A 14,773-nucleotide genomic window follows, 5' to 3' on the forward strand; every position below is an offset into this window, starting at 1 on the left:
TAAAATGAAATTACTAACCATACTTACAGCAGTTCTTCTCGGCACGGCTGTCATAAATGCCGAAACCTATATTTATGATGATGCCGGACGTCTGGTTGCAGTGCGGTATGAAAACAGCATGGAAACCCGATATACGTACGACAAGAATGGTAATATCACCAGGATTAAAACCGATGTAGTAAATTCAGTTACTGAAGCTGAAACCCTCGGGAGGCTTTCAGTAATGCCCGTACCCGCTACCAACAAACTGGTCCTCAGGAATCTACCCGCTGGTACCGTTAATGTTTCGCTTGTTTCCGTTACCGGCGAAGTTGTATTAACAAAGAAATATGGGAATGTAGGTAAAACCATCACGGTTGACATGGAAAACATCCCGTCGGGTGTGTATGCTGTAAGGGCAGCAAACGGAACCGCCATATATGTTGCCACAATGGTAAAGAGCGAAGATTAAGCAACACATCCGACATGTGAACCCGTAGGGGCGACCCCGTGTGGTCGCCCTTCCCGTGTGGTCGCCTGCACGTGTGGTCGCCTGCACGTGTGGTCGCCTGCACGTGTGGTCGCCCTCCCCGTGTGGTCGCCTGCACGTGTGGTCGCCTGCACGTGTGGTCGCCCTCCCCGTGTGGTCGCCCTTCCCGTGTGGTCGCCCTCCCCGTGTGGTCGCCCTCCCCGTGTGGTCGCCTGCACGTGTGGTCGCCCTCCCCGTGTGGTCGCCTGCACGTGTGGTCGCCCTTCACGAAACTGGAGTGGTCCTACAAAAATGGACATATTAGTGTAGGTGTTTTTGATTACGAACGTCGTTGTTTTCAAAGTCAACGGGGGTTGTATATCCAAGTGTTGAATGCAATCGTCTGCGATTGTAGATATTCTCGATGTAGTGTGCAGCCTGACGCTGGACGTGCTCGAGATCGACGAAGTTGATGTCGTTGAATTCTTCGGTCTTGAGCGTGGCAAAAAAGGATTCTACTGGTGCGTTGTCCCAGCAGTTTCGCTTGCGGCTCATGCTCTGTGTTGCTTTGCAGTAGTCAGTCAGAAACTGGCGGTAGCCAGTGGCAGCATACTGCGAACCGCGATCACTATGAATGAGCATGCCGGTGGCATAAGAACGGTTCTTCCAGGCCTTCCAGAGTGCCGTGATGGTGAGCTGTTGCGTGATCGTCTCTGACAGATGCCAGCCAATGATGCGACGCGAGAACAAATCCATCACCACCGCCAAGTACACATAGCCAGCGTTGGTCTGTACATAGGTGATGTCGGCAGCCCAGACGGTGTTCGGTTTCGTGACGGTAAAGTTGCGATTGAGTCGATTGTCGGCCACCGGGTGCTGATGTTGCGAGTCGGTAGTTTGCACCAACGCACGCCTGGGCGTGCGCTTGACACGGATGCCGTCTTCCCGCATCAGCCGGCGCATTTTGTGACGGCCTGCCACAAGGTTGCCTCGCCGCAGTTCCTTGTACATCCGGCGGCTGCCGAAGGTATGGTTGGACTTCTCATCAATCTCGCGCATGGCACGCACCAGCTTGCGCTCATCGTCACTAAGCTGAGGTTCAGGTCGCTTTAACCAGGCATAGTAGCCGCTGGCACTCACCTGCAGCACATAGCACTGCAGGCGCACCGGCCAACAGTGCCGGTGGTTGGTGATAAACATGTATTTCAGTCCCTTCCCGGCGGAGCGGCAAAGATCGACATCGCTTTTTTTAAAATGGCCAGTTCCATTTCTGCACGCTCAGCGCGCTTACGCAAGGCCCGTACTTCGGCGGCAAGCTCGTCAGGTGTCTTCTGCCCGGCAGCTGCTGCAGCTCCAAGCGTACGATTCCAGTACGATAGTCGCTTGACGTCGATGCCAAGCTCACGGGCCACCGAGGCCAGCGTACGTCCCGCAGCTACCATCTCCAGGGCGCGACGTTTAAATGCTTCATCATAAATGCGAGGTGGATGTTTCATTGCTCTTTCCTTAGATTTTTGGAAAATTACACCTTCCCCGTAGTGTCCACTTTTTCAGGACCACTCCACCGCAGCCGACCGGCCGGGCTGTAGTGGTAAGTGGTGAAGAATGATGGTGGTGGCGGAGGGGGTGGGGCCCGAAGGGCCGTAGTCCGTCCGCTCGAGATATTGACGTGCCTCGGTAGTGCAGAACGGTTGTGTTAAACCGTAATGTGGGTATGAAACCCCGTATGAACGACCCCATGTCGTCGCCCACACGAAACATTGTAAAACCCGATACTAAACTGTACGAACGTGGTCACACTTTCCTGTCTTCTACCCACTATACGTAACAGCAATTGCATCAGAATTCCTAAGGTATTTTACGTAGGCTGCACACCGCAGCCGACCGGCCGGGCTGTAGTGGTAAGTGGTGAAGAATGATGGTGGTGGCGGAGGGGGTGGGGCCCGAAGGGCCGCGTAGTCCGTCCGTTTGGAATTAAAACCGTGGTTCGGTTGTGTGGGGTGGTTTGTGTGAAACCGTATATAAGGATTTGTTGTTGTAAAGGCCACCTCTTTTTTGCGCCACAAACTGGTGCATGGTTGGGTCAGAATTCAGCGAATTCATGCGTGGCGGAGGGGGTGGGGCCCGATTGAATCTGCCTTCTGGCAGTTGCCACCCCACACTATGGGTCGATCGGGATTCCTGTTGAGAAGCGAAACCTCTTGCTGTAAAAAGCCATATTGACCTTGATCTCTGAGATGGTGCCAGCCGGTCGGGGTAGGTAACCACTGGCACTGTAATGTTCGTCAGTGGGGGTAACAAAAGTCAGCCGCAGAAACCAAATGCTGACAATTTACCGGGCGAAAGTTTAAAACACGCGTGCACAGGTGCAAGCACTGATGCTGTCCAATAGATGAGCCACGTGTGATAAAATTCAGGTGAAAATGGTTTATTCATGCTTGATGGCGTTTGCACGAATTCACCTGTTTGCGGCCTCGAGAGGATTCGAACCTCCGACCCACGCTTTAGGAAAGCGTCGCTCTATCCTGCTGAGCTACGAGGCCGTAATGATATGTACTCAACGAGAGCAGTATCGTAAATCAGTTTACGGTTTCCTTGCCCGATAGAAGTTTACGGCTTCCGTCTAACTGCTGGGGACCCTGATGCATAACAAACACAGCAACAAGAGCGCGTATTTCAGGAATATCTATCAGCGTTTCACCGGCCATGATCATGCAGCGTTCAATAATCTGCTCGATGTCGGAATTCGAAAGGAAACCCAGGTTACGGTAGCTTATGAGTAAACCCCATGCTTCCGCTGTAATGACTTCCGCTTCAACGGCGTGAAGCATCCTGAACGATCCGCAGTCGGCGTGCGAGGTAAGGCTGCCACCACGCTCAATAATCCACGATAGGGCTGCAGAAATTTCACCGTCCGTATAGCCCCTTTCAGATAGCTCGGTGACTTCTACGGTACCAATGGACACAATGGGTTTGCGACTTTCCACAACCCATGCGATGATTTCCATTATGCGTTCAACAGTGTAACGATCGGTCATTGGCATGCAATATACGTATTCTCCAGCGTTTGCATGTGCGTCCGCTGCGAAATTGTTTTGTCGGTATAACCGGCTAAATGCAGGGCTCCGTGTACGGCAAGCCTGCATAATTCGTTTTTGAGTGTGACATTATGGGCTGATGCCTGCCTACGCGCGGTTTCTGCCGAGATGTAGATTTCTCCAAGGATAGGGGGCTCAGGTTCGATGGGGAATGTAATAACGTCAGTCACAGTAGGGTCGTTAAACCATTGCTTGTGCAGCTTTTTGATTTCCCTGTCGGTGACCAGGATGATGTCAATCCTGCCAATTAGCCCTTCGGCCTGCATGACGTTTTGGACGCTGCTGATAATGCAGTCCCTGCCTTTGTATGCGATTCCGGATGCGTTTGTCAGGGTTACCATGTGTTGTGATGCCCGCGGCTTCTGCCGTAAGCAGCCTTCAGTTGTGAAAAATATGCTGTCCCAAAAATACACTCACGCATAATGCGTACATTGCGTGTATGCGAGCACGAGTGACTGGCCTTTTATGTACGATTCTGCTGACCCTGGCGGCAAGTACCGCTACAGCTCAGAAGATGCTCATCCCAATGGATCTTACGCAAACAAATCACCTAAAGGCGTACGGAATTGCGTTTCTGGCACTCACTAAGGACGTGCCGGTTGACTGGTTGCTGAATTACCGGGGCGGCTCTTTTTTGCTGGATGCTCGTACCGAGTTCGAAAATGAATGCAGAATTCGGGGTGTGAGCTTTTCAACCATTGATGGAGCTGCCGCTACAACGATACTGGCAGAAGTTCAGGCCGAGGGCAGCAACACCGAGGTGGTCCGCCTTGAAAAAGCACCACGAATTGCAGTGTATGCTCCACCGGGGTTTCGTCCGTGGGACGATGCCGTTACCATGGTGATGGAATCTGCCGAAGTCAAGTATGATAAACTATGGGACGAAGAGGTGCTGCAGGGAAAGCTTGGTGAATACGACTGGCTGCACCTGCACCACGAAGACTTCACGGGTCAGTATGGCAAGTTCTATGCCAGCGCCGCAGGTCAGTCATGGTACATTCAGCAGGTGGCTCTCCTTGAAAACACAGCCCGAAAACTGGGGTTTTCAAAGGTGAGCGAGTTGAAACATGCCGTGGTTGATAAGATTCGTGAATATGTTGCGGCCGGTGGTTTTATGTTCGCAATGTGTAGCGCTACCGACACCTACGATATTGCTCTGGCTACCGAAGGAGTTGATATTTGCGAGGCAATGTTCGATGGTGACCCCGCCGATCCACAGGCAAATAATAAGCTCGACTTTTCGCGGACGTTTGCGTTCGAAAACTTCTCACTCGAAATGAATCCGTATGAGTATGAGTTCAGTAACATCGATGTTGACATCAACCGGGTTCTTGCAACCGAAAAAACTGATTACTTTACGTTATTCGATTTCTCAGCTAAATACGATCCTGTTCCAACAATGCTCACGCAGTGTCATGTTAATGTTCTTCGTGGTTTCCTCGGACAAACTACTGCATTCCGAAAAGAATACATTAAAAAGAGTGTTACCATTCTGGCTGAACGTGAAGGGACAAACGAAGTGAAGTATATCCACGGTAATGTGGGCAGAGGGACGTTTACGTGGTATGGCGGACATGATCCGGAGGACTACCGTCATGCAGTCGGCGATCCGCCAACCGATTTGTCGCTCCACCCCAATAGTCCGGGATATCGTTTAATCCTAAACAATATCCTGTTTCCTGCTGCAAAAAAAAAGAAGCAGAAGACCTAATCGAACCTGTAACCGGCTATTAATAACGTTTCATAGCTGCCTGCATCCACCACCCGCACTCCGGTTTAAACCCACAGTTCATGTGTTAGTGCGCTGCCAGTGCCTGAGCCCCCTTTACAACAACTTCGTGTGTTGTGTCTAACCCATCACCTTTCACTTCTACGTAACCATTTGCTCTACTACCAACCGTGACTATAACCATCTTGTACCGACCCGGCGAATCTTGTACATACACCCATGATTTCCCTCCGGACTGAATTAGTGCCGATTCGGGAACCGTGAGAGCTTCGTGTGGATCGGTGGCGATGGTTGCCGTTATCGTTCTTCCGGGGCGAAGGGTGGGGTCTAGACTATCAAGATGACCGTGGACCGATACGGTCTTATCGGTACTAATTTCAGATCCAATCAGGTGGATGTGTCCGCTACGCTGGCGTTGCTCACCACTTAACACAACAGTAAAGGTTTGCCCTTGGTGCAGTTGCGGCACATCGCGCTCAAACACTTGCAACTCGGCATGAATATGGCTGGGATCCACCAGTTCGAGCACTTTACCATTTGGCTCTACGGCGGTACCTATGTTTACATTGAGTGTTGTAACGTAACCGCTGAAAGGGGCTGTAAGCGAGATCTGACGTGAGATCCTTTCAGGTGTTAACGTGGTTGCATCTATACCAATCAAAGCAAGACGTTCGGCCAATGCTTTCTTCCTGATTCGTAATACGGATGCCTGAGTTCCGGCCTGTTCCAGGCTCTTACGTGCATTCACGTTATCAGCAGCTAAAGTTTGCTGACGTGTTAAGTCTAGTTCAGCCTGCTCTGTTTGTGCTTTAGTAGTAAGATATTCTTCTTGAAGTGTTATAAACTCCGGGTTTTCCAAGATCACTAATACCTGCCCCTTATGAACTTGTTCACCAGGGATAATAGTAGTCTTTTTTACAATACCTCCAAGTATAGCATGGATGCTGATTAGATTTTGAGGTGGCACTTCTAATATACCGTGGACCAGTAAAGGTGTAAACATCATTTTAAAAGACGGCATAGCCGTTTCGATGCCGGCTGCATGGACCTGTGCCGATGTAAGGTCAATGCCGGAGTTAGTACCAACGGCAGGGCCTGCATGGTCGTGACCATGGTTGTCAGCGGGAGTGTCGTTGTTAGTGCACGAGATGAATAGTACAGCGATTGCTATTGTTAAAATATAATGGCGTATCATTAGTTGCGTCCTGTTAGTAATTCAAGTTGTAACACGGCATCGTTATACTCCAGAATAGAGGATAGCCTGTTAATGTTAATTGTTAGAGCGCGCTGAAGACTTTGTTGCAACTCCAGCCAGTCGATCTCACCATGTTGATAGGCTTGATACCCTTGTGTTTCGAGGGTTGTGCTTTCGGTGCGAGCAGTGCCCTGATAAAATGCCACAACAGAGGCGAGAGCAACGATATTGTTTCGAATCTTCAAACATTCGAATTCCGCATTGGTTATCGATCGTTCTGCCTCGGTGTGAGCAAGTTGCAGATCGAGGTCTGCCTGTTGTTTCCGTGCTTGCTCCGGACTATACCACAGCGGCACTTCAATACCTATGTTGAGCGTATGGAAACGGTCGGTTGAAGTTGCAATCTGTCCGCTGTGTAATGGTATCCCTATCATTGATTGGTTGGTATATCCTATCAGGATACTTGGCAGGAGCCATTCGGAAAGTGCGTCTGATTTTGCCTGTGCTGTTCGAATACGCTGTAGGTAGCGTGTTTTGGCAAGCTCAGAAAGAGTAGTGTCGGCAGGTTGAGACCGCTGCTGTAGTACTGAATCCACAATGGTAATACGTTCTCCTCCGCACAGTACCTGTAATTGAGTTTCAAGGTTCTGCAGTTGCATTGACGTTTGTTGTTCACGAGCGCGCAATTCCAGAAGCTGGCTTTGCTGGTGAACTACCTCTAACTGAGTAGCTTCACCGGTGCGCTGTCGTAACTCTGCTGCCAGTACGCTGCGTGTATACAGACTATCCAGGTGACGGTATAGCGATATCAGCTCGCGTGTAAATGCGATTCTGTCCATGGTGCGCTCCAGCTCGATTGTAACTGTTCTACGCGTCCATTGTTCACCGATCCGAGCTTCGGCAGCCTGCTCAGTAAATAGTTTTACTGTACGATTTAGCTTGCCTGGCCATGGAATACTTTGATGTACACTAAATGAATTATCAAATTCAAAACTATTCATCTGTCCGGCACTCCATGAAAGTGTTGTTGGCCCGATATCCAATGCTGCTCCCCTTAACCGGTCGGCCTGAAGAGCCTTGCTTGCTGCAATGATAACATCCAGGTTGGTGTTCATTGCACGTGCCCGCACTTCGCTGCGGCTGAGTATTGTTGGCTGTGAATATGCTACTGTTGGTATCAATGTTAGCAGTAGTATGGCCAAGGTACCGATCTTAGATGTTTTCTGGCGTTCTGTTCTACGTTTATAGATTACGTGATACAGGGCAGGAAGAACAACAAGTGTGAGTAAGGTGCTGGTAATCAGCCCGCCGATAACTACGGTTGCCAATGGCCGTTGTACTTCGGCACCGTCACTGGTGCTAAGTGCCATTGGCAAGAAGCCGAGCGAGGCAACAAGTGCAGTCATCACAACAGGACGAAGCCGTGCCGTTGTACCCCGAACTACCACGGAAAGGATAGAAGAATTGCCGCACGTACGGATTTTTCGAAATGCTGCCAAAAGCACTATGCCGTTTAGAACGGCTACGCCAAACAATGCAATAAAGCCAACGCCGGCAGAAATGCTAAATGGCATCCCCCGCAGTTCTAATGCTGCGACACCGCCTATAGCCGAGAGTGGGATAGCAGTAAATACCATGATAGTTTCCGTAACACTATGAAACGTAAGGTATAGTAAGAAAAGAATCAGCAGCATTGAGGCCGGAACAGCAATAAGCAAACGGGCAGATGCATGTTGAAGGTTTTCAAATTGCCCGCCATACTGAATTTCGTATCCGGCTGGGAGAGACAAACCGGCAAGATGCTGTTGTGCTTCTGTTACAATGGTGTTCACGTCACGGTCACGAACATTAAAACCAATTACTATCCTGCGTCTTCCATCTTCACGCTGTATTTGGTTGGGACCGTCGGCATAATCAATTCGAGCTACCTGAGGCAGTGGTATCAATGTGCCGGAAGAAGAATTAACGGTAAGGCGTTCCATGTCGGCAATCGATGTTCTGTCTGTTTGATTCAATCGTACCACTATATCAAAGCGTCGTTCGGATTCGTAATACTGTCCGGCAACTTCACCAGCGAATGCAGCTCGTACAGTTGTATTGATATCGTCGACCGAAACGCCAAGCATCGCGCATGCTTCACGGTCTGCTTTAACAACGATTTGCGGTAATCCTTCTACCGGCTCGATATACAGGTCGGCAACGCCGGGGATATGAGAAACGCTGTCGCCAACCTTTGCCGCGAGAGCGGCAAGAGTCTGCATATCATCGCCGAATATTTTTAATACAACATCCTGACGTGCACCAGTAATGAGTTCATTAAAACGCATCTGAATAGGCTGTTGAAATCCAAATAGCACTCCTGGAATTTCTTGTAAAGCACGCTGCATAGTGTCGGCAAGGGCCTCGCGAGTATGCGCTGTAGTCCATTCTTTGCGTGGTTTTAACATCACCATAAGGTCGCAAGCTTCCAGAGGCATCGGATCGAGGGGAATTTCGGTTGTTCCAATCTTACCTACCACGCTGCGCACTTCTGGGAACCGTTCTTGCAGGATGCGTGCCGCTTTGTGCGTTACCTGAACTGTTTGAGTAAGTGAACTGCCCGTGGGCAAACGAACCTCTACTGCAAAGTCGCCCTCGGCCAGAGTGGGAATAAACTCACTTCCCATAGACATAAAGCCGGCGGCGGCAGCTACAAGTAAAGCTACGGCTCCGGTAAGGAGAGCAGCTGTTCTTCTAAGCGCAAACCTGCGAAGTGGCACGTAGAGTCGCAGAATACCGTTCATTATCCGGTCTGCCATTGTGCGACCACTGTATTTATAGTTACGTAAGAGCAGTGCCGAAATCATAGGCACGTATGTTAAGCTTAGAATAAAGGCACCGATGATAGCAAACATTACTGTTTGAGCCATTGGTACAAACATTTTCCCTTCGATACCAACAAGAGTTAGTAGTGGCAGGTACACAATCAGAATAACACCCTCGCCAAAGGCAGCATTTCGCCGAATCTCCTGTACTGCATCTCGAATAACACCAACAGCGTGGTCGCGCGAACGAATACGAACGCCACTCAGGATGTGAAGCACATGCTCGACAATAATCACAGCTCCATCTACGATTAGACCAAAATCAATGGCACCAAGCGACATTAGATTACCCGAAACGCCAAATACATTCATAAGACCAATTGCAAACAACATGCTCAGCGGTATCACACTGGCTACGATCATGCCGGCACGAAGGTTGCCAAGCAGTAAAACCAGAATAAAAATTACTATCAGTGCGCCTTCTGTAAGATTTGTTGCCACGGTATGAATCGTGCGTTGAACCAGGTGAGACCGGTCAAGGTAAGGGACAATAGTAATTCCTGGCGGTAACATGTTTTCGATCTCTGCAGTGCGCTTTTTAACATGCTCAATTACCTGCGAGCTGTTAGCCCCTTTCAGCATATACACAATACCGCCAACACCCTCGGTAGAGTCACCAACGGTTAAAGCGCCATACCGGACGGCTGAACCATCATGTACAGTGGCAATATCACGTACAAGAAGCGGAAGGCCCTTAGTAGTACTTTTAAGAACAATGTTTTCAATGTCGGCAGCTGAGCGTACCAGTCCTTCGGTACGGATAAAGGCAACGCGTTCACCGCGTTCGATATAGGCACCGCCCGAGTTGCCACTATTTTGTTGAATTTTCTCCAAAACATCAGCTACGCTTAGTTGGTATGCAGCCAAACGTTCAGGAACAACAGCAATTTCTATTTGGCGAAGGAATCCGCCAAAACTTGCTACATCTGCAACTCCCTCAGTACCCAGCAGATTGCGCCGAACAATCCAGTCGTGCAGAGTACGCAACATCATAGGTGTATATTCACTTTTATGACTATTGTCGACCTCTAGTGTATACTGGTAGATTTCGCCTAACCCGGTGGTGATAGGCATCATGGCAGGCACGCCCATTCCCGAGGGGATGTCGTGCTGTGCCTCGATAAGCCGTTGATCCACTTGTGCACGTGCCCAATAGAGATCTACGTTGTCCTTGAACACGAGAGTAATAACACTCAGTCCAAAACGAGAAATGGATCGGCGCTCAACGATACCATCAATTGTGGCCATCGTTTGTTCGATTGGAACAGTAATCAGACGCTCAATTTCTTGTGGTGCTAGTGCGGGTGAGAGCGTAACAATCTGCACCTGGTTATTGGTAATATCCGGAACCGCATCAATGGGCAAGGCCGAAAAACTAACAATGCCCCAAATACACAGTGCAAGAACACCGATGCCTATTATTAAAGGGTTGGCAACCGAGAATGCAATAATTCGGTTAAACATAAAATCGCCCAAAAGTGGTGAATGAAACTATTTACGGAACAGTTCAAGCACGGGGCGGCTGAAAAACAGAGTCAGATCGGTGTGATGTGCCCTTTTGATTTTCGGGCAGCATAGTACGGACGATATTAACAGGGGGCTCTGTATTGGTACTTTGCAGGTGAGCTATATATACGATGGGTGCTGCCTGGCAGTGACTGCAACCATGAAATGGCAGTTGATCGTGCTCTGCATCCTTGTGGCTTTTTGAACCATAATGATCCACTAGGAATTGCAGAAACGGTAGGTTGTGCTCGCCATGAACCTGAATGTGATGATGGTAGTGTTGAATTACAGCCGCAACATGCTCAAACTCGGGAAGGCCGTTACCCGGTATAAGTAGCACTGTCAACAATATGATTAACACTTTCCGCATCACAGCAAAAATACGCAATGTGTGTAGAAACGATTACGTAAGCCGTTTCGCTTTTTGTTTCCGGATTTCTTATGCATGGCCAACAACGTCTTACTTATGAATTTTAATTCAGTGATGCCCTATAAAGCTAGATTGCGAAGCATCCAGATAACGACCATCTTCATCGACAAACCGCAATGAACATTCTAAAATCAGAAAGTAGTCACGAACACTATAGATGGTACGTTACAGTTATTGCACACCATAATTACTGGTAGTGTTCAAACGGGGTGGTTCTTTTTACTCTATGGCACAAAACGTAATATTTCTGTTCGTTGGCACGGTTCTAGCGTTTTGGATAAGTGCAATATGTGGTGGGGGCGCAAGCCTGATAATGCTGCCGGCACTTAATCTGGTGCTACCGGTTTCGGTAATTCCATTTTCGCTAACAGTTGGCACAGTATCGAGTTCAATTTCCAGAATTGTAGTATTTAAAAAGAACATCAACTGGAAGATATTCTTGTGGTTTGTACCATTCTCAATACCTACTGTTCTAGTTGGTGCTTTCCTGATTAAATATATAGATCCGCTCTATCTACAACTACTGGTGGCACTAATTTAAATTACTAATGTCCCTCAGTTGCTAAAATCAAGAAAAAAACGGCACGCCGAGGAGAAACCTTATCCTAGGTGGGTGCTTGCAGTGGTGGGGTTCTTTGCAGGCTTCGTATCGGGGATTACAGGTGCAATTGGGTTGCTATTTAACAGGTTCTATCTTAAATATGGGCTAACAAAAGAAGAGATTGTTGCTACCAGAGCTGCTAACGAGGTTTCACTCCATGTGATAAAATTAGCTATGTATATTGCATTGGGTTTGTACTCTCAAACTGCATCGTGGCTGGGTCTTACAATCGCCGTAGGGGCAGTGCTATCGGCATACACGGTAAAATTCATCCTACCGCATTTAAGTGACTTTGTATTCCGCAAAATTGGGTACGGGGCTATGGTGCTTTCGGGAGTTGTTCTACTGGGGAGCACATCGGCGCAGATAATCCGGCAGGATCATATTTCTGTATCAGAGAATGCTCTAAATGAAACTACGATGAAATGGCGCAAGAGCAGTTTTGTCCTGGAGTTTGCAATAGATGACGGGTTGGAAGTAGAACGTCCTATTCAACCGAATGAATTACCATACACTCTGCGCGTAAAATACGACTCGCTGCGTGGCACGTACGATACAATCGAACTTGAAAAGGTGTTTAAAATAGGTGAACATCCCGCATATGAATTTTACTGTTACAAAAACCATGAGCTCACAAAGTTGGATTTTGAATGAGTGGGAACTACCGGTGGAATCCGGATATTGTGATAATAGAAAAACTACTATAACAAATCGAATTATCAAAGCTAATGTAATCAAGGCATGATATCCCCGTATATTGTCGTTTCACTTGCAGTCCGGAGTTATCATGGAAATCAATAGTAAGAAGCTGGAGCGAACAACCCGGCTTGTGAATTACGTCATCACGGCTGTCCTGTGCCTATTTCTGATACTCCTATCCGACAAAATCCTTGATGATTTGGGCGGTGCAGTTCCGCACCCAGGGTGGAGTGATTATGCCAACCCTGGGGCTTTGGCAAACATTCGCAGTGAACTGAAAAAGGAGCAGCAGACCATTGAAGAACTTGACTCTAAAATGTCTGTGATTTCACGGACAATTGCGACTGCACAGAAAAATTACGCGAGTGAAAAAAACTCATTCGATAATTGGGTTCGGGCACGCACTACTCTGGGGTCGCCAACCGAAGATCATGAGGTTACGGAAAGAGCAAAAAAACTTGATGACTATTACCGGGTTGAACAGTCATGGAATACTGAGCTGAGCAGACTGCAATCGCTCCGGGACGATGCCGGAGTACGGCTGAAAAAGCTGAAAGCACGGCAATCTGCAATAGAACAGCGGATAACAGATCGGTACAAGACAGCCTATCGGTACTTCGAGCTGGAGGTGTTTATCATTCGGCTTCTGTTTGTGGGACCGATTTTAGGCCTGGGCTTATACTTCTTCATGAAAAAGCGGGGCAGTAAGTTTCGGCCGCTCTACCTTGGCTTTTCGTGGTACGCTGTGTATGCGTTCTTTTTTGGCTTAGTCCCGTATATGCCCAGCTACGGCGGGTATGTTCGCTATTCCGTCGGCGTTTTTCTTACGGCGGGGATAGGTTACTATGCGATACAGCGAATCCGGTTGTATAATGAGAAAAAGCGTGCTGAGCTACAAATATCAACAAAGGAAAGAGCCGGCAGAATACAGTCGTCAACGGCAGAAAAATCGCTGGAGCACCATGTATGCCCGTCGTGCGGGAAAGACTTTCTTCCTAAAAAATGGGAGCATCCACCAATGGTTACACAGCCTCAGGATACCGTGAAGCAGGCAACGGACTACTGCCGGTACTGCGGCCTGGAGTTATTTGCATGCTGTGAACGGTGTGGACAAAAAAACTTCGTCCACCTACCATTCTGCGCAAAGTGTGGACATCAAACAGGCATTGGTACAACGGCTCATCCCGGTCAGCACGGCACCATGCCTGAAGCCCCCTGATACGATATTCCCGGTACTAAACAATGCTTCAGGGCTTGCAGCAGGTGCACCGTTGCCATCAGCAAAAAGAAAATTCTACATGCGTATGCGGCGTAACCCGGTTCGATGCTACAGAAATGCCAGCCACAGGATTCGAATGCCCACAATGGCAAGACAGACAGCCAGGGCACGAACGATGAAGATACCGTTGACTTTTTTGGATAGGCGTGCGCCAACAAGGGCACCGGGTATAACACCTATCGCAAGCGGTACGATCAGCGTTATCAGGTACTGACTATAACTGCCTTCCACCAAATGCACAATAACACTGACCGTTGCCATGATTGCCAGAATAAAGTGAGATGTTGCCGTGGCTATGTGGGCAGGGAACAACAACCATTCTGTCATTGCCGGCACGTGAATAATCCCGCCACCAATGCCCAGCAAGGGCGAGAAGAAGCCAACAAGGGTACTTAAGATGATGCCGTGACGCAGGTTGTACGAATACGTGTATTCGTGTCCGTCGCCGTCGGTAAAACGTCGTACAGTATGTCCCGATTGAACAGCTTTTCTGGTAAGGGGCTTTCGTTTACCTCCGAATGCAAACAGGTAGCCCGACACAACAAACAAAATGATACCAAAAATGATATTGAACAGCGTTCGTGGGATAACCTGTGTTGTTAATACACCAAGAACTGAACCGGGTATCGTTGCAATGGCAAAAAGAATGCCCGAACGATAATCAATACGTTTAGATTTCATGTAGGCCACTGAACCCGATGTGGCATTAATAGCAACAATGGCCATTGAAATAGCGGTGATACTTTGTGCCGACAAGTCCGGGAAGAGGAGCAGCATCAGCGGTACCAGGATAAAACCGCCCCCAGCTCCGATGAGCGTTCCAACGGTACCAATACCAAAGCCAAGCGCAATAAACAGTGCGTAGCTTACTACCATAAATGTTTAGTTAGCATGGGTTTCATAATGATGGTGTAGTGATCACAC

At 48.6% G+C, this 14,773-nt stretch carries 10 protein-coding genes, 1 tRNA gene and 1 pseudogene; 4 read left to right on the forward strand and 8 right to left on the reverse strand.

Going from position 1 to position 14,773, the window contains the following annotated elements; genetic code table 11:
- The first annotated feature begins 4 nt into the window (after positions 1 to 4).
- The gene (locus HRU79_09410) at positions 5 to 451 is read left to right on the forward strand and encodes an RHS repeat protein (GenBank protein QOJ26850.1); all 447 of its coding nucleotides are present in this window, start codon (positions 5 to 7) and stop codon (positions 449 to 451) included.
- 318 nt (positions 452 to 769) lie between these two features.
- Here HRU79_09410 and HRU79_09415 read toward each other — a convergent pair whose 3' ends face one another.
- The 5 genes from HRU79_09415 to ybeY all read right to left on the reverse strand — a co-directional run bounded on the left by HRU79_09415 (position 770) and on the right by ybeY (position 3,887).
- Positions 770 to 1,657, reverse strand: a complete 888-nt coding sequence (locus HRU79_09415; protein ID QOJ27311.1) for an IS3 family transposase — start codon at positions 1,655 to 1,657, stop codon at positions 770 to 772.
- Positions 1,654 to 1,944 (reverse strand): transposase, encoded by a 291-nt coding sequence (locus tag HRU79_09420; GenBank protein ID QOJ26851.1) that lies wholly within the window; start codon positions 1,942 to 1,944, stop codon positions 1,654 to 1,656. The genes HRU79_09415 and HRU79_09420 overlap by 4 nt, the downstream gene beginning before the upstream one ends.
- A gap of 973 nt (positions 1,945 to 2,917) precedes the next feature.
- Positions 2,918 to 2,991: transfer RNA gene (locus tag HRU79_09425), tRNA-Arg, on the reverse strand.
- Between the two features lie 36 nt (positions 2,992 to 3,027).
- On the reverse strand, positions 3,028 to 3,486 hold the full coding sequence (locus HRU79_09430; GenBank protein QOJ26852.1) for a DUF494 family protein: 459 nt from the start codon (positions 3,484 to 3,486) through the stop codon (positions 3,028 to 3,030).
- Positions 3,483 to 3,887 (reverse strand): rRNA maturation RNase YbeY, encoded by a 405-nt coding sequence (gene ybeY, locus HRU79_09435; protein ID QOJ26853.1) that lies wholly within the window; start codon positions 3,885 to 3,887, stop codon positions 3,483 to 3,485. The genes HRU79_09430 and ybeY overlap by 4 nt, the downstream gene beginning before the upstream one ends.
- Positions 3,888 to 3,985: 98 nt before the next feature.
- Here ybeY and HRU79_09440 point away from each other — a divergent pair, with 98 nt between their 5' ends.
- Entirely contained in the window at positions 3,986 to 5,257 is a 1,272-nt protein-coding gene (locus tag HRU79_09440; GenBank protein ID QOJ26854.1) for an asparagine synthetase B, read from the forward strand.
- An 85-nt stretch (positions 5,258 to 5,342) separates the two neighbouring features.
- On the opposite strand, the gene HRU79_09445 is transcribed toward HRU79_09440, so the two are convergent.
- Positions 5,343 to 6,470, reverse strand: a complete 1,128-nt coding sequence (locus tag HRU79_09445) for an efflux RND transporter periplasmic adaptor subunit (protein ID QOJ26855.1) — start codon at positions 6,468 to 6,470, stop codon at positions 5,343 to 5,345.
- Entirely contained in the window at positions 6,470 to 10,798 is a 4,329-nt protein-coding gene (locus HRU79_09450; GenBank protein QOJ26856.1) for a CusA/CzcA family heavy metal efflux RND transporter, read from the reverse strand. The genes HRU79_09445 and HRU79_09450 overlap by 1 nt, the downstream gene beginning before the upstream one ends.
- Before the next feature lie 698 nt (positions 10,799 to 11,496).
- Between HRU79_09450 and HRU79_09455 the strand changes: the two are divergent.
- Both HRU79_09455 and HRU79_09460 read left to right on the forward strand, forming a co-directional pair.
- Positions 11,497 to 12,525: pseudogene (locus HRU79_09455) on the forward strand (sulfite exporter TauE/SafE family protein).
- 133 nt (positions 12,526 to 12,658) lie between these two features.
- Positions 12,659 to 13,789, forward strand: a complete 1,131-nt coding sequence (locus HRU79_09460) for a hypothetical protein (protein QOJ26857.1) — start codon at positions 12,659 to 12,661, stop codon at positions 13,787 to 13,789.
- A 108-nt stretch (positions 13,790 to 13,897) separates the two neighbouring features.
- On the opposite strand, the gene HRU79_09465 is transcribed toward HRU79_09460, so the two are convergent.
- Positions 13,898 to 14,725, reverse strand: coding sequence for a sulfite exporter TauE/SafE family protein (locus HRU79_09465; GenBank protein ID QOJ26858.1), 828 nt, complete (start codon positions 14,723 to 14,725; stop codon positions 13,898 to 13,900).
- Positions 14,726 to 14,773 lie beyond the last annotated feature (48 nt).

The organism is Ignavibacteria bacterium (assembly GCA_015709655.1).
Taxonomy (GTDB): domain Bacteria; phylum Bacteroidota; class Ignavibacteria; order Kapaibacteriales; family Kapaibacteriaceae; genus OLB6.